Source organism: Kribbella sp. NPDC055071 (assembly GCF_053608045.1).
Window position 1 is genome coordinate 172,856 of the sequence record NZ_JBSGUS010000004.1, and the last position, 15,367, is coordinate 188,222.

Sequence of the window (15,367 nt, forward strand, 5' to 3'; positions counted from 1 at the left end):
CGTGAACACCCCCACCCCGGACGCAACCCCCCAACCCATCCCCCACACGCTTGGACGCCCGGGTCGCGCTGGGCGTGGGCCTCCTCGCCGAGCTCGACGTCTGCTGTCCGGACGCCTCCTCGAGGCGGGGATCAGCCGTCAGTTGTAGGTGGCGGTGACGTGGTAGACGCGACCGCCCCAGCCGTCGTCGGGGAAGGAGTCGGCGATGCGGACGTAGCCGGCTTTGCCTGCGCCGAGGAAGGGGGTGAGGTCGAAGGTGCGGGCGGCCTTGTTCTGGCCATCGTGATAAGGGGTGGTCTCAGTGGCGACTGTGGTCCACTGCTGGCCGTCGCCGCTGACCTGGACGACGAACTCGTTGTCGATCGTCAGCGTCGCCGAGGCCGCCGTCGCGGTGGACGGGAATGGGAAGCGGTAGACGAAGTACGAGTGACCGTCGGCGAAGCGGTTCTGGACGCCGTTGCTCTGCGAGCCGTCCGCGTCCCACAGCCACGGCAACTCAGCCGCCGTACCGGTGTCGAAGTCGACGTTGTGCGCCACCAGAATGTCGGACTGGGCACTGAAGACCAAAGATCCAGCCGTCGCCGTAGCGGTCACCGCGTAGTGGCCGTCTGCAGTCCCCGCCGGGATGACCGCATCTAGTTCCACCGACGCATGCGCAGGTACGGCGTTTCCCTTCGGAGTCAGCGTGACAGTCTGCCGATCCGGGGTCACAGTCCAGCCCGCCGGGGCAACGCCTCGCACTTCGGCCTTCACGGGCCGGTACGCCGGTCCTGTCGCCTGGACGTCGACCTGAAGCTTCACGTGGGTCGCAGCAGCCGCTGGCATCACTACAGGCTGGGCAGGACTCACAGTGGCCGACAGTGAGCTTGTCGGCGTCGGCACCGGTACCGCGGCGATCAGTGCGCTGAGCGCACTGGCCTGGGTACGCCAGTCGAACACGTTCGGGTGGTCGGCGTTCGTCGTACCAGACCATCGCTCGCCCAAGCGTCCGGCCGCGTCGCGGTCGTTGTCCCAGATGGACGCTGCCTGTTGGGCGACGAAGTCGGTGTAGCGAGGGTCGTGGGTGGTGTCGGCAAGATCCATCCAGTAGCGCTGGAAGATGCCCTTGAACTGCTTACCGTTGTCGTCGCAGGTGCGGTCCGGTGCGTCGCAGTACTCGGTCAGAACGCCGTTGGTGACCAGTCCCCCGGGTGCGATCGCCGCGTCGGCCAGCCGCCGTACTGTGGTGAGGATTTTCGGGTTGCGCGTCGCACGCCAGAGCTCCAGGCCCGCACCGATGGCAAGGCCCTGGTTGTAGCTCCACACCGTGTCGTTGTTGCTCTTGCAGTCACTGGTCAGGCCGTCGTTGACCAGACCGGCGGAGTTGATCATCCCGCTGCCGGTGAACCAGGTCCAACCCTCTTGTGCGCGGCCGAGCCAGTGCTTGTCCCGGGGCAGCCGGTTGTGCAGCTCAGCGGTGAGGCGGATCCAGAGTCCGTTCGTGACAGCGTTCTTGTACGTACGCTCGCCGTTCCACCAGACACCTCCGCCGCAACTACTCGGGTCCCAGTAGCCCTCGACGTACTCGGCGATGGTGACGGCCATGTCGAGGTACTTGCGATTCTTGGTGAGGTCGTAAGCCTGGACCCAAGTCAGCCCCCACCACTCCGAGTCGTCGATGGCGCGACTGGTGAAGTTGCCCAGCAGCGGATCGCCCGACAGGTAGCCCGCCGGGAACACGCCCTTGTCCTTCTCGAACGTGTTGTCCAGCTGTGGCAGATAGCGCCGATCGCCGGTCCGCTGCATGTAGTCGCCGATCGTCTGCAACGCGACCGCCGAGTTCCACCAGCTCGACGGGAACCAGGCCTTCCCCGGCTCGTACGAACTCATCAGCACGTCGGCGGCGACCCGGACCCGCGCCACCGCGGTCGACCCCGCGGCGCCGGGTCCGGGGTGAGCTTCGGCGTTCTGCATCGACATCACCGTAAGGGCCAGGCAGACCCCACCGGCCAAGAGAGCGCGCAGAATCCGCGCAGCACGATTCACGACCATGATCTCCTCGATTGCTTCGTGGCGGCTCGGCTGTCCGAGGTTGGAAACGTTTCAGTCGAGCAGTATCGTGACCGCCCCAGACAACGATGTCAATGCCGTGTAGCAACAAGAACGCAGGGGGCCGCCGCCGTAGCAGCTGACCGGAAGACCGGCGGGCGCCGCGGCTAGAGGCCGGTCTCTGCCTTCAGGCGGCCAGTGGTGACGGCTTCGGAGAGGGCGGTGTGGTCGCGCCGGTTTCGCTCGGCGTAGGTGGTGGCGAAGTCGGCGACGGCTTCGTCGAAGTGGTCTGATTTGCCCAGGTAGGCGGCGATCGCGAAGCGGTCGCCGGAGCGTGCGTGGGCGCGGGCCAAGGTCCAGCCGCACAGGCGTGCGTACAGCGTCATCGCGTCGGGGTTGAGGTCGCCGATCTCGGCGGAGAGCTTCCAGTCACGCAGCTGCCGCAGGTAGTAGTCCTGTTCGCCGTCGGCGGCCTCGGCGCGCACCCAGCCGAGAAAGATGTCGCTGGCCGCCTGCATCAGGCGTTGGCCGACCACCACGCGCTCACCCTGGTTGACGTGTTCCGAGGCACCGGCGTACGTGCTCAGCGCCGACTCGCCGGCCTGTTTCGCCTGTAACAGCAGGGCTTCGTCGCCGACGGTCGACTCGAGCAGCAGGATCCAGGCCCGGGTACCGACGCTGCCGACCCCGACGACCTTGTGCGCGACATCGGTGAGCCGGAAGTGGTCGAGCAGGTGTCGTCGATCGGCTTGCAGCGTGCTTCGGTACTCCGTGACGAGTTCGTGCAACTGGTCGACCACCAGGTCGCTGTCGACACCGGCCAGCTCCGCGATCGGGACGACCAGTGGTGGGTCCGAGACGATCCGCCGGCGGCCGTCGACGACCTCGGTCAGCTTCCCGATCGCCTGCAGATTGTTCCGCGTGTAGGCGTGCGCGAGCTGCGCGTCGGCGACCTTGAGTCCGGACTTGCGTCGCTTCCGCTCGGCGGACGACAGCTGGGCCCGGTACTGCGTGGCCACATCCTCGACATCGAGTCGCGCGTACCAGACGTCGAGGATGGACTGACCGGCGAACGCGCGCATCGCCTCGCGGTAGTTCCGGACCGCGGTCACCGCGAGACCGCGGCACACCTTCGGGCTGAAGCCGTTGTCCGAGCCGGCCACCACGAAACTCGTCGCCAACCGCTTCACGTCCCACTCGAACGACCCGGGCAACGTCTCGTCGAAGTCGTTGATGTCGAAGACCAGGCGCCGCTCGGGTGACGCGTACGCACCGAAGTTGGACAGATGCGCGTCCCCGCACAACTGCACCGACAGACCGGTCTCCGGCGTCCGCGCGAGATCCGCGGCCATGATCAGCGCCCCACCGCGATAGAACGTGAACGGCGACACCAGCATCCGCCCATGCCGGATCGGCACCAGCTCCGGCACCCGCCCGGCCTCCTGGCTCGCCAGCAGCCCGATCGGATCCCGGTCCTTGCCCGCAGGTACCTCCGCATGGGACTCCAGCGGAACCCGCTTGCGTACTGCCTTCCCCCACGCCATCCGCTCCGCCGCCGTACTCATCCCTCCAGCGTCGCTCATCACCCCAGCGTCACCCATTCCGGGTCCGGTTGACCAGAGAGCGAGACGAGCCCAAAGTCTATTAATCCTATGAACTTAAACTCATTTACATGACTTTCCTCTGGTACATCCCGAACCAGGTCGAGCCCGGTCACCGCGGGGACGACGCCGCCCAGGGACACAACAGCCTCGACCGGCTGACCGAGCTGGCCCGGCTGACCGAGGACCACGGCTGGGGCGGCGCGCTGATCGGGACCGGCTGGGGACGGCCGGACACCTTCACGGTCGCGACCGCACTGGCCGCGCGGACGACGACGTTCCAGCCGCTGGTCGCGATCCGGCCGGGGTACTGGCAGCCGGCGCACTTCGCCTCGGCGGCGGGGACGCTGGATCAGCTGACCGGCGGGCGGCTGCTGGTCAACATCGTCTCGGGTCAGGACAACCTCACGGCGTACGGCGACTCCGAGGGTGACCAGGCGCAGCGCTACGCCCGGACCCGTGAGTTCCTGCAGCTCGTCCGGCGGTTGTGGACCGAGGAGGACGTGACGTTCTCCGGCGAGCACTTCTCGGTCTCCGGGTCCACGGTCGCGTCGCGTCCCGTCGTACGGGACGGAAGGCCGCATCCGCGGCTGTATTTCGGCGGGGCGTCGGAGGCGGCGCAGCGGGTGGCAGCCACGGACGCGGATGTGCAGCTGTTCTGGGGTGAGCCGCTGGACGGGATCGCCGAGCGCATCAGCCGGCTGCGCACGCTCGAGGCCGAACTCGGTCGCGAACACCCGCCGCTCGAGTTCGGCCTGCGGATCACCACGCTGGTCCGCGACACCACCGAGCAGGCGTGGACCGACGCGGAGGCGAAGGTCGCGAAGATGGCCGAGGCCTTCGGGTCGCGGGATCGCCTGTGGTTCAAGGCGGTCGGGCAGCAGCGTCTGCTCGACCTGGCCGAGCGCGGTGAGGTCCTCGACGACAACCTCTACACCGCACCCGGGAAGTACGGCGGAGGCGGCGCCGGTACGACGTGGCTCGTCGGATCACCGGACGACGTGGCGAAGTCGCTGCGCAAGTACCAGGACCTCGGCGTCACCCACTTCATCCTGTCGGACACGCCGTACCGCGAAGAGATCATCCGGATCGGCGACCAGCTCCTCCCGCTGCTCACAACCGCCTGAAGGAAACCGGGCTGAGCAAACAGCCCGGCGACACGTGAGTCGGCAAGACAGCGGGGTCCGTGCCTGATTGAGTGGATGGCGCCAGTTAGCCCTTGACGTTGCGCGCTGAGTGTGATCGTTTGATTACTGAGCGCCAGCGTTGGGGAAGCAGGTGCTGTGAGGCACGTGAGGAGCACTGATGGTTGTTTATCTGCCCCGGTCCGCATGGAATGCGCGATCGCCGAACTCGGGGCCGGGAAGCCTGACCGTGTCGCGGGTTCAAGGCGCGGTCATCCACTGGCCCGGGACCGGGTCCACCAAGGTCATCCACACCCAGGCGGCGGTCGCGTCCGCCTTGCGTGGCTGGCAGAACTACCACATGGACGATCGAGGCTGGTCCGATATCGCGTACCAGGTCGCGGTCGACCAGGCCGGTCGTGCCTGGGCGCTGCGCGGTCTGCGCGTTCAATCGGCCGCCAACGGCAACAACGACGTGAACGAACGGTACGGCGCGATCCTGCTGGTCCTGGTCACCGGGGAGCAGCCGACCGCCGCCATGAAGGCGACCACCCGCGGGGTGATCGCGGACTTCCGCAAGATCTTTCCGCACGGTACGGCGATCCTGCCGCACTCCGCGGTCCGCCCGGAACCCACCGACTGTCCCGGACCGGCCGCCCGCACCGCGATCTCTCGCGGCGAATTCACCCCAGGTCACGTGGAGGACGACTTGCCGTACACACAGGCACAGCTCAGGGCCATGATGCAGGCCGAGATCGAGGAGTACATGAAGCGGTTCTGGGTGGCCTCGGACGGCACCGGGACCGCCATCCGCAAGCAGCTCAACCGGATCGAGGCCGACGTCTCCCGCGTGGCGATCGCCGAGGACAACGGCCTCGACAAGCCGCTGGTCCCACCCGCGGACCCGATCCCTGACATCGGAGACCCCGTCGACGAGGCGCCGGGAGATCCGCAGCCGGTTGCCGACCACTAGAGCAGTTGCCACCAGCGCCCCGCGATCCCGCCAGGACCGCGGGGCGTTGCTTGTCGGTGGCCCCTGGTTGGGTGAGGGCGTGGATCTCACGGAGTTGTCTGGGCGCTTGGAGAAACTGTCGATCCGGTACTGCGAGGACCTCGGTTTCGACCGTGATCCGGACTGGTTCCTGCTGAAGCTGCAGGAGGAGATGGGCGAGCTGACCCAGGCCTATCTCCAGCACACGGGTCGCGCCCGGCCCAAGGGCCTCACGCCGGAAGAGATCCGGGCCGGCTTCCACCAGGAGTTCGCCGACGTGTTCTGTCAGCTTCTCCTGCTCGCGCGGCAGTACGACGTCGACCTCCCGCGCGAGATCGAGCAGAAGTGGCTAGCGCGCGAGGTGTGAGCGGCCTGGCCGCGCGTTCTTGATCAGCTTCACCAGGACGGCCAGCGGGGCGAGCGCGATCAGGATGCCCACGGCAATGCCGAGCGCCGGCGGGACGTGGACGCCGTCCGGCTCGGGATACGTGACGGCGACGACAACACCGACGTACCCGAGCGGCCACACGAGCGTGGCCAGCCACTTCTCGCCCCGGGTCCAGCGGTCCGACGTCCACAGCAGGAAGAGCCCTAGCAGCCAGCCGGCCCCGAAGACGAACGCGCCGAAGGGGACGAGCAGCAGCCCGCCGATCTCCCGGCTCCGAAACCGCGGCCGATACCGATCGACCAGCACCAAGCCGTCGGTGGCGGCCGCGACGATGTCGTCCGGATCGCCGAGTCGCTTCAGCATCGCCCGGATCTCGTCCTCGGAGGTCGCCCCCGCCGCCCGCGCGTCGGCGATATGCGCCGTCACCTCGGCGATCAGGTCCGTCCGCCGGTCCACCGGCAGCGGCTCGGCGGCCTTGGTCAAGTACTCCAGGTACGCGTCGACCAGCCGGTCGCTGTCCTGCTGCGCACTCATGCCGCCCGCCCCGGACGGGCGTTCTTCGCCAGCACGACGGTGACGGCGACCGCGATCACAGCGGCGCCCACCATGTCCATCCAGATCTGTGGCTGGAAGAGCATCTCGCCGGCCACCGCGGCGGCATAGCTGAACGGCCAGGCCAGGATCCCGAGCAACTTCTCGCCTCGTGTCCACCGGTCGGAGGTCCACAGCAGGACGACACCGGCCACCCAGCCGATCACCAGCAGGGCAGGCCCGAACAGGAGCAGCGCCAGCGCGGCGAAGTCCCGCAGCCGCAACCGGGGCGGCTGCTCGACCAGGACCAGGCCATCGGTGGCGGCGGCAACGATGTCGTCCGGATCACCCAGCTGTCGCAGCACCTGCTGGACCTCGCGGTCAGAGGTGGCCCCGGCGGCCCGGGCCTCCGCGATATGCGAGGTCACTTCCGCGACGAGCTCGGTACGCCGTTCCGCCGGCAACGGCTCGGCGGCCTTGGTCAAGTACTCCAGGTACGCGTCGACCAGCTGCTGACCATCGTGCTGCACATTCATCCCCGTCTCCCTTGCCGCAAGATCGTGTCCACCGACGTCCGGAACCTCTCCCAGTCCGCGGCGAACGCGGCCAGCGCGCGGCTGCCCTCGACCGTGGACTTGTAGTAGCGCCGCGGCGGCCCGGACCCGGACTCGCGCCAGGTGGTCTCGACCAGCCCCTCCCGGCGCAGCCGCGCGAGCAACGGATAGATCGTGCCCTCGGTGGTGACCAGTCCGTCCACCTCCCCGAGCGCCTTTACGAGGTCGAAACCGTAACGCTCCTCCCCCTGCAACAACGCCAGCACGCAGAACTCGAGCGTCCCGCGCCGCAGCTGGGTGAAGACCTTCTCCGCTACCATGCACCACAAGGTACCTGTCCACACCAAGATAAGCCAGGACAGGGTCAGTTGGTTTTCGGGCGGACGGCGAACATGATCGCCAGGACGAAGGCCGGGATGGCCAGGACCCAGAAGGAGCTGAGGTTCAGCAGGACCGGGACCAGGCAGAGCAGGAGCAGGTCGAAGCCTCGCATCGGCTGGGAGAAGAGGCCGGGTGGGATCGCGCCCATGGGCGAGGAGACGAGAGGTCCGGCGTACGACGGGGGCCGGGCCGACGCCTGGCGGACCGCGCCGGCGATCATCCCGGCGGCCACTGCGAACGTGGCCGCGCCGCTCCCGATCGCCGGGGACGCCAGCGCTGCCCACACCACCGCGAAGAAGCCCGGGACGACGGCCATGATGACGCGCAGGTCGCGCAGATCCATGCCGAGAGCGCGGACCAGTCCGGTGGATCGGCAGACCGACCGCAGCCCGTCCATCAAGGGGCGGACGGCAACAAACCCGGCGAACCCGGCCGCGATCGGCACGAGTACGGCGAACCCCGCGCCCGCGACCGCATACGGCACGACGAGCAGCGCGAACCCGATCACGAGTCGTCGTGGCCACCGCAGGATCCGCAAGAACTCGCGATGCACCAGCGCCGCGCCGTTCGCACCCCGACCGCGACGCGTGTGCACGCGACCCTTCAACCGCCAGTGCCGTCCGGACACCACATCGGCGAGCATGCTGATGTCGAGGCTGCTCGCAGCACCCGCCAGACCGGCGAGCAACTCTCCACCCGCGATCACGCTCGTCCGGCTAAGCCTGCCCAGCATCCGCGACGCGATCACGACCAGCACGACGGCAACCACCAGACCGCCCAGCCCGATCAGCCGCAGGGCGTTCTGGTCCAGGAAGAACAACGAATTCGAGTCCGAGCCGTCGCCGAAGCCGCTGATCACGACGTTCGCGCTCTGCACGGGATCAGGAGAATCGCGCCGGGTCGCCAACCAGACCGCCGGAATCAGGGCCAGGATCAACAGCAGATCCGCGACCCGCAGCGTCCACTTGCTCCGCCGCAACGACTGCTGAGCCCACACCGTCACGCACGCAGCGCAGACCATCAGCATCGCCGTCAGCAGCGCCGCCTCCCAGATCGAACCCCACGTCGACCCGAGGATCGCCCAAGCAACCACAGACACGACCGCGCCGATCACAGCCACCGCAGCGATCACGAGCCAGTACGCCGGACGCAGCAACGCCGTCCGTTTCACGGGGGTGGCGAGCAACCAGAACCCGGCCGCCCGCGACGCCGCGACCGGCCCCACACTCAGCAGCACCCGCAATGTGGTTGCCACGAGCAACGGAACGAGGATCCACGGAAAGTACGTGGTGAGGTCCAGGCAGGACAGCGACGTACACCGGGCGGCATTGGTGTTGAGGTGATGGATGACGTTCCCGGCGGTCGCGCCGACCATGGCCAGGGTGAAGACCACCAGATAGACGTCCTCGAACAGCTGCCAGAACGAGCGATCCGCGTGCCGCCGCCGGGTCTTGCGCATCCACTGCCGCAGCCCGCGTGAGGTCGGGATCGCGCCGAAGTCCGCCGGGTCGAACGTGACCGGGCCGTCCGCCGTACTCATGGCAGCGGGGTCAGAGTCACGATGGAGTCCGCGACCGCCTCCACCAGCGCCGGGTCATGGCTGGCGAACAGGATCGACGTACCGGACTTCTTCTCCTCGATCAGGCGATCCGACAACCACTTCACGCCGCCGGTGTCGAGCCGGGCCTCGGGCTCGTCGAGCACCATCAGCTTGCGCGGGCGGACCAGCGCCGTCGCCAACGCGAGCCGGCGACGCTGCCCCGACGACAACGAGCCGGGCAACTGATCGGCGGCCGGGAGCAGGCCGATGTCGTGCAGGACGCTGTCGACCAGGTCCTCCGGCTCGGGGTTGCCGTGCGCGCGGGCGAGCAGGTCCAGGTGTTCGGCCGCGGTGAGGTCGGGGAAGAAGTCCAGGTCGTCGAGCAGCGTGGCGACATCGCGCCGTACCGACTCGGCCCGTTCGTCGATCGGCTTGCCGTCGAGCAGGATCGTGCCTGCCGCGGGTTCGGCCGAGCCGACGATGCACTTCAGTACGGTCGTCTTGCCGGCGCCGTTCGGGCCGACCAGCGCGATCGCCTGTCCGGCGGCCAGCGTGAAGGTCAGCCCCTCGATCACCGGGCGGTCGCCGTACTTGTGCTGGAGATCCTTCACGCTCAGCCGCGGGGCCGGCTTGCTACCTGCCTTGCTCGCCTTCGGGCTCACTTCTTGCGGACCAGCGTCAATCCGTCGCCGATACCGACCATGACCACATCGACCCGGTCGTCCTTGGCGACGTGCGCGTTGAACTCCTTGCGGTCGGCCGGTCCGTCGGCGTCGATCACGCGCCCGCCGGCCAGGGTGTTGTCGAACATCATCAGCCCGTTCGGCCGGATCAGCGGCAGCACGTCCTCGAAGTACTGGATGTACCAGTCCTTGTCGGCGTCCACGAAGGCCAGGTCGAACTCGCCCTCGAGCTTCTTGGCCGACTCGTGCGCGTCACCGATCCGCAGGTCGATCTTGTCCGCCACACCGGCCCGCTCCCAGTACTTGCGGCCGATCGAGGTCCATTCGTCGCTGACGTCGAGGCAGATCAGCTCGCCGTCGTCGGGCAGCCCCCGCGAGATCGCCAGCGCGGAGAAGCCGGTGAAGGTCCCGATCTCGACCGCGCGGCGGGCCGCGATCAGCCGGGTCAGCGTGGTGAGCAGGGCGGCCTGGTCGGCGGTGGTCAGCATGCCCGCGGCACTGCCCAGGGCCTCGGTCTCGGTCCTCAGCTCGGTCGCGATCTCGTCCAGCGGCATCCCGTGCGCGACCATGTAATCGTGCAGTTCCTCGGTCACCGGTACCTGATGGCCCATGAATTCCCGCCCTCCATGTATTAGATCGGTCGCCTGTAGTCTCTATTGGCCGTCTGCACGTCGCACAGCGACCCCACGCCTTGCCGAAATCCTAGGGAGCACACCGTATGCGCATCGCCGTCGCCGGATCGATCGCGACCGACATCCTGATGACGTTCCCGGGCCGGTTCAAGGACCAGTTCCTCGAGGAACAGATGCACAAGGTTTCGCTGTCCTTCCTGGTCGACGAGCTCGTGGTCCACCGTGGCGGGGTCGCGGCGAACATCTGCTACGGCATGGCCCAGCTCGGGCAGCCGTCGGTGCTGGTCGGCTCGGTCGGTGCGGACTTCGCCGAGTACGGCGCGGCCCTGACGGACGCCGGCGTCGACGTCTCGCACGTGCGGGTGTGTGAGAACGTACACACCGCCCGGTTCACCTGTACGACGGACCTCGACGCCAACCAGATCGCGTCGTTCTACACCGGCGCGATGGCGCAAGCGCGCGAGCTCGACCTGGGCGCGATCCACGCGGCGACGGGCGGGATCGACCTGGTGCTGGTCGGTGCGGACGACCCGGAGGGCATGCTCAAGCACACGGAGCTGGCCAAGCAGCACGGGATCGCGGTGGCCGCGGACCCGTCGCAGCAGATGGCGCGGATGGACGGCGCGGATATCCGCCGGCTGATCGACGGAGCGTCGTACCTGTTCAGCAACGAGTACGAAGCCGGTCTGATGGTGCAGAAGACCGGCTGGAGCCACGACGAGATCCTGGCGCGGGTCGACGTCCGGATCACCACGCACGGCGGCGACGGCGTCGTGATCGAGAACAAGGACGGCATCCTGGCCAAGATCCCGGCCGTCCCCGCGCCCGGCCTGGTCGACCCGACCGGCGGCGGCGACGCGTTCCGGGCCGGCTACCTGACCGGACGCTCGGCCGGCCTCGACCACGAGGCCGCCGCCCACCTCGGCTGCACGCTGGCCACCACGGTCCTCGAGACCGTCGGCACCCAGGAGTACACCCTCGACCAGGCCGGCTTCCTCGACCGCCTCTCCACCGCGTACGGCGCCCCCGCCGCCGCAACGGCAGCTACCGCTCTCCCGGCGCAGGTCAACCCGTCCTGATCCGATCCTGAAGGCCCTGCTGACCGACTACGGCTTGGCGTCGGTCAGCCGGGCCAGCGCGCCTGTCTGGGCGAGCAGCGCGAAACGGTCCGGGCACCCCCAGTGCTCGACCATGTAACCGTCGACGACGCGCGCCATCTCGAAGAGGGCCATGTCGATCGGCGCATTGCTGGGCGGTCCGAAGAACGCTCCGGTCGCGGTCCCGCGGGCCCGTCCGCGCACCCAGGCCACATCGCCGACGACGACCGAGTCCTCGAGCGTGTAGACGATGTCCGGCATGATCTCGTGCACCTGCCGGATGGCCGCCTTCACGTGATCGAGCGCCTGGCCACCCCGCCCGGCCAGGCCGAACTGATGCTCGACCAGCTCCGGTGAGCACAGCTCGTCGACGATCGTCTCGTCCCCCGTCCCGAACCCCTGGTGCAGGATCCGTTCCAGCACCGCGAGCGGACCGCGCGTCGCCGGGTCCGTCGTCGTACCAGTGAACGCCTTGAAAGCAGCCATGTCTGAACCCCCTGAGTTTGATTACACTATCCGTGCACTCGATGCAGTGTCACTGCACTGAACACAGTGATAGTGTGCCCACATGGCCGAGGCTGTCAAGTCCTATCGCCAGGTGCAGGCCGAGGAGACCCGGATCCGGATCGCGCAGGCCGCGCGCCGGCTCTTCGCCGTCCAGGGGTACGGCGCGACCAGCATCGACGCGATCGCCAAAGCGGCGGGCGTCGCGACCAGGACGGTGTACTCGGCGTTCGGCACCAAGCGGGAGATCCTGTCGCTGATCTGCGACCAGTGGCTCGCCGACGCCGGCGCGATGGAGCGCGCCCAACAGGTGTTCGCGATCGACGACCCGGTCGAGCGGCTGCGCGGCGCCGCGGGCTGGCTCACGAACCTGTACGCCGCGGGCTTCGACGTCGTCCTGATCTTCGAGGCCGCCACCGACGAGAGCGCCGAGACCAGAGCACTCCTCCGCTCCAAACTGGCCGGCCGCAACCAGGTGATGGACGCGATCATCGCCTCCATCGAGCCCGAGCTCCGGATCCCCCTCAAGCAAGCCCAAGCGGTCTACCGCGCCCTGGCCGCCCCCGGCGTCTACCAAGAGCTCGTCGACGAGTCCGGCTGGACCCCCCAAGAGTTCGAACACTTCGTCGCCGACTCCCTGGAACGCCAACTCCTGTAGCGACGTCGCTCAGAGGCGGGGGTCTACTGGTTCTGATTCGAGGGCCAGGACGGCGAAGACGGTTTCGTGGATTCGCCAGAGGGGTTCGCCGCGGGCGGCGCGGTCGAGGGACTCCAGGCCGATGGCGTACTCGCGCAGTGCCAGCGAGCGTTTGTGACCGAGGTTGCGGTCGCGGAGCCGCTCGAAGTTGGCCGGCTCGGTGTAGTCCGGACCATAGATGAGGCGCAGGTACTCCTGCCCGCGGACCTTCAGCCCAGGCTGCGCGAGCCCCTTCTTCGTCCGGACCAGGTTGGCGGCCGGCTTGACCACCATGCCCTCACCACCGGCGCCGGTGAGCTCCTCCCACCACGCGATCCCGGCGTCCCAGTTCTCCGGGTCCACGAACAGTCGCCGCGTCGGCGTGATCAGTTCGGGGCCGACGGCAACGAGACGGTCCGCGACGCCCAGATGCCAAGCATGCGGTCGTTCCTGGTACGTCGCTCCCTCCGACGCCAGCACCTGGAACGGCGCGATCCGGACGCCGTCGAGCCCGTCCGTCGGCCAGCAGTACCGCCGATACGCATCAGTGAACCTCGCGACGTTCGTCGTACGACGCTCTGTCCCGGCGAGCAAATCACCGAGCTCCAGCCCGGCCGCAACGGCTGACCTGAGCGCCTCAGTTGCTGCTGGCAACGATGTCCGCGCGGCCGCACCAACGGCGGCGTACTGATTGCGCAGCAGGTCCGCGGCCTTCGCGCTCCACGGGAGCAGCTCGGCGTCGAGCAGCAGCCAGGAGGTGTCGAGCTCCGCGAAAACCCCTGCCTCCTCGACGATCGCGCGCAGTCGAAGCAGCAGCTCGTCGGTCAACGCGGGGTTGAAGAACGACCGTCCAGTCCGGGTGTGGATCGCGCCACGCCCCGCCAGACCGAAGCGTTTCTCGGCCACGTCGTCGTCCCGCGTCAGCAAGACGACGGCCCGCGAACCCATGTGCTTCTCCTCGCACACCAGCTCGGTGACACCCTGCGTGCGATAGGTCTCGAAGGCCTGCAGCGGGTGTTCCAGCAGGCCGGGCTCCGGCGAGGTCGCGACCGGGCTCATGGTCGGCGGCAGGTACAGCAGGAACCGTGGATCGATCGCGAACCGGCTCATCACCTCCAGCGCCGCACCTGCCTGCTCGGCCCGGACACTGATCCGTCCGTGCGACGAGGTCTCGATCACCCGGCGACCGGTCACGTCCGTCAGCTCGAGCACATCGGGCTCACGGGTCGGAGCGCTTGCCACATGCAACGGCTTCGCGGGCGCGTAGTACTCCTTGGCGGCCTGCACCGCGACCAGCTCACGCTCCGGGTACCGCAGCGCCGTCAGCTCGCCGCCGAACACGCACCCGGTGTCGAGGCAGATCGTGTTGTTGATCCACTCCGGTTCCGGGGTCGGCGTGTGGCCGTAGACGACCATCGCGCGGCCGCGGTACTCGTTGGCCCACGGATACCGGACCGGCAGGCCGAACTCGTCGGTCTCGCCGGTCGTTTCGCCGTACAGGCAGAAGGATCGGACCCGGCCGGAGGCGCGGCCGTGCATCCGCTCGATCAGGCCGGCGTGGGCGACGACGAGGTTGCCGCCGTCGAAGACGTAGTGCGAGATCAGGCCGTCGATGAACGACTCGACCTCGGCGCGGAACTCGGGCGGCTCGACCGCGAGTTGCTCCAGCGTGGTCTCGAGACCGTGGCTGATTCGCACGTTCTTGCCCCTGAGGGCCTTGAGCAACTTGTCCTCGTGGTTGCCGGGGACACAGAAAGCGTGGCCGTGGGCAACCATCCCCATCACCAGTCGTAGCACGCCGGGGGTGTCCGGACCGCGGTCGACCAGGTCGCCGACGAAGACCGCCTGACGGTCCGGGTGGACGGCGTCGACCGGGCGGCCGAGATCGTCACGGGTGAGCGTGTAGCCGAGGTCGGTGAGGAGTTGCTCGAGCTCGGGACGGCAGCCGTGCACGTCACCGATGAGGTCGAACGGGCCGGTCACATCCCTGCGGTCGTTGAAGAGCCGGGTGCGTTCGATGCTGACGGCATCGACCTCCTCGACGCTCGTGAGCACGTGGATGGTGCGGAAGCCTTCGCGCTTCAGGTTCCGCAGGCCGCGCTTCAGCTGGGACCGCTGGCGCGCGATCACCTTGGTCCCGAACTGCCGATCCGGTCGCTGCTCGTTCCGCTCGACGCTGACGCGCTCCGGCAGATCCAGCACGATCGCCACCGGGAGTACGTCGTACTGCCGGGCGAGCTCCACCAACTCCCGGCGCGCCTCGGGCTGCACGTTGGTCGCGTCGATCACCGTCAACCGCCCGGCCGCGAGCCGCTTCGCCGCGATGAAGTGCAACACCTCGAACGCGTCCTTGGTCGCCGCCTGATCATTCTCGTCGTCCGACACCAACCCCCGGCAGAAGTCACTCGAAACAACCTCGGTCCCCCTGAAGTGCGCCCGCGCAAACGTCGATTTCCCCGACCCACTAGCCCCCACGAGCACGACAAGACACAGGCTTGGGATCTGCAGCTCGCTCATCGCTCCACCACCGCTTCGGCCCGCCGATGGCCGCGGGGGGGCGGCCCGGGCGGGGGGGTGTAGGGTGAAAAACCCCACCGTGGTGGGCGCCCCCCCGAGGACGGCACCGGCGGGGGCGGT

The 15,367-nt window shown here is 68.3% G+C and carries 15 protein-coding genes; 5 read left to right on the forward strand and 10 right to left on the reverse strand.

Going from position 1 to position 15,367, the window contains the following annotated elements; translation table 11 throughout:
* Positions 1–138 precede the first annotated feature (138 nt).
* Both ACWF4Z_RS09345 and ACWF4Z_RS09350 read right to left on the reverse strand, forming a co-directional pair.
* Entirely contained in the window at positions 139–2,031 is a 1,893-nt protein-coding gene (locus ACWF4Z_RS09345) for a glycoside hydrolase family 76 protein (protein ID WP_452242484.1), read from the reverse strand.
* A 164-nt stretch (positions 2,032–2,195) separates the two neighbouring features.
* A complete protein-coding gene (locus ACWF4Z_RS09350; protein WP_452242485.1) occupies positions 2,196–3,611 on the reverse strand; it encodes a DUF2252 domain-containing protein in 1,416 nt (471 codons plus the stop codon).
* A gap of 89 nt (positions 3,612–3,700) precedes the next feature.
* Here ACWF4Z_RS09350 and ACWF4Z_RS09355 point away from each other — a divergent pair, with 89 nt between their 5' ends.
* The 3 genes from ACWF4Z_RS09355 (at position 3,701) to ACWF4Z_RS09365 (ending at position 6,111) form a co-directional block, all read left to right on the forward strand.
* On the forward strand, positions 3,701–4,756 hold the full coding sequence (locus tag ACWF4Z_RS09355; RefSeq protein ID WP_452242486.1) for an LLM class flavin-dependent oxidoreductase: 1,056 nt from the start codon (positions 3,701–3,703) through the stop codon (positions 4,754–4,756).
* A gap of 178 nt (positions 4,757–4,934) precedes the next feature.
* The gene (locus tag ACWF4Z_RS09360) at positions 4,935–5,726 is read left to right on the forward strand and encodes a peptidoglycan recognition protein family protein (RefSeq protein WP_452242487.1); all 792 of its coding nucleotides are present in this window, start codon (positions 4,935–4,937) and stop codon (positions 5,724–5,726) included.
* Positions 5,727–5,805: 79 nt separating this feature from the next.
* Positions 5,806–6,111, forward strand: coding sequence for a pyrophosphatase (locus ACWF4Z_RS09365; protein ID WP_452242488.1), 306 nt, complete (start codon positions 5,806–5,808; stop codon positions 6,109–6,111).
* On the opposite strand, the gene ACWF4Z_RS09370 is transcribed toward ACWF4Z_RS09365, so the two are convergent.
* From ACWF4Z_RS09370 to ACWF4Z_RS09395, 6 genes are read right to left on the reverse strand one after another with little or no spacing between them, the layout of a single operon-like run.
* Positions 6,094–6,666, reverse strand: coding sequence for an HAAS signaling domain-containing protein (locus ACWF4Z_RS09370; RefSeq protein WP_452242489.1), 573 nt, complete (start codon positions 6,664–6,666; stop codon positions 6,094–6,096). The genes ACWF4Z_RS09365 and ACWF4Z_RS09370 overlap by 18 nt on opposite strands.
* Entirely contained in the window at positions 6,663–7,199 is a 537-nt protein-coding gene (locus ACWF4Z_RS09375) for an HAAS signaling domain-containing protein (RefSeq protein WP_452242490.1), read from the reverse strand. Before ACWF4Z_RS09375 ends, ACWF4Z_RS09370 begins: the two co-directional genes overlap by 4 nt.
* Positions 7,196–7,537, reverse strand: coding sequence for a PadR family transcriptional regulator (locus ACWF4Z_RS09380; protein WP_452242491.1), 342 nt, complete (start codon positions 7,535–7,537; stop codon positions 7,196–7,198). Before ACWF4Z_RS09380 ends, ACWF4Z_RS09375 begins: the two co-directional genes overlap by 4 nt.
* Before the next feature lie 44 nt (positions 7,538–7,581).
* A complete protein-coding gene (locus ACWF4Z_RS09385) occupies positions 7,582–9,138 on the reverse strand; it encodes a DUF6297 family protein (protein WP_452242492.1) in 1,557 nt (518 codons plus the stop codon).
* Entirely contained in the window at positions 9,135–9,800 is a 666-nt protein-coding gene (locus ACWF4Z_RS09390) for an ABC transporter ATP-binding protein (protein ID WP_452242493.1), read from the reverse strand. The genes ACWF4Z_RS09385 and ACWF4Z_RS09390 overlap by 4 nt, the downstream gene beginning before the upstream one ends.
* Complete coding sequence (locus ACWF4Z_RS09395; RefSeq protein WP_452242494.1) at positions 9,797–10,432, reverse strand: O-methyltransferase; 636 nt, start codon at positions 10,430–10,432, stop codon at positions 9,797–9,799. Before ACWF4Z_RS09395 ends, ACWF4Z_RS09390 begins: the two co-directional genes overlap by 4 nt.
* Positions 10,433–10,539: 107 nt before the next feature.
* On the opposite strand from ACWF4Z_RS09395, the gene ACWF4Z_RS09400 reads away from it, so the two are divergent.
* Positions 10,540–11,532 (forward strand): carbohydrate kinase family protein, encoded by a 993-nt coding sequence (locus ACWF4Z_RS09400; RefSeq protein WP_452242495.1) that lies wholly within the window; start codon positions 10,540–10,542, stop codon positions 11,530–11,532.
* Positions 11,533–11,559: 27 nt separating this feature from the next.
* On the opposite strand, the gene ACWF4Z_RS09405 is transcribed toward ACWF4Z_RS09400, so the two are convergent.
* Complete coding sequence (locus ACWF4Z_RS09405; RefSeq protein WP_452242496.1) at positions 11,560–12,036, reverse strand: ester cyclase; 477 nt, start codon at positions 12,034–12,036, stop codon at positions 11,560–11,562.
* Between the two features lie 82 nt (positions 12,037–12,118).
* On the opposite strand from ACWF4Z_RS09405, the gene ACWF4Z_RS09410 reads away from it, so the two are divergent.
* Positions 12,119–12,712, forward strand: coding sequence for a TetR/AcrR family transcriptional regulator (locus ACWF4Z_RS09410; RefSeq protein ID WP_452242497.1), 594 nt, complete (start codon positions 12,119–12,121; stop codon positions 12,710–12,712).
* Positions 12,713–12,721: 9 nt separating this feature from the next.
* Here the strand turns inward: ACWF4Z_RS09410 and ACWF4Z_RS09415 are convergent, their stop codons facing one another.
* Complete coding sequence (locus ACWF4Z_RS09415; RefSeq protein ID WP_452242498.1) at positions 12,722–15,247, reverse strand: polynucleotide kinase-phosphatase; 2,526 nt, start codon at positions 15,245–15,247, stop codon at positions 12,722–12,724.
* Between the last annotated feature and the right edge of the window lie 120 nt (positions 15,248–15,367).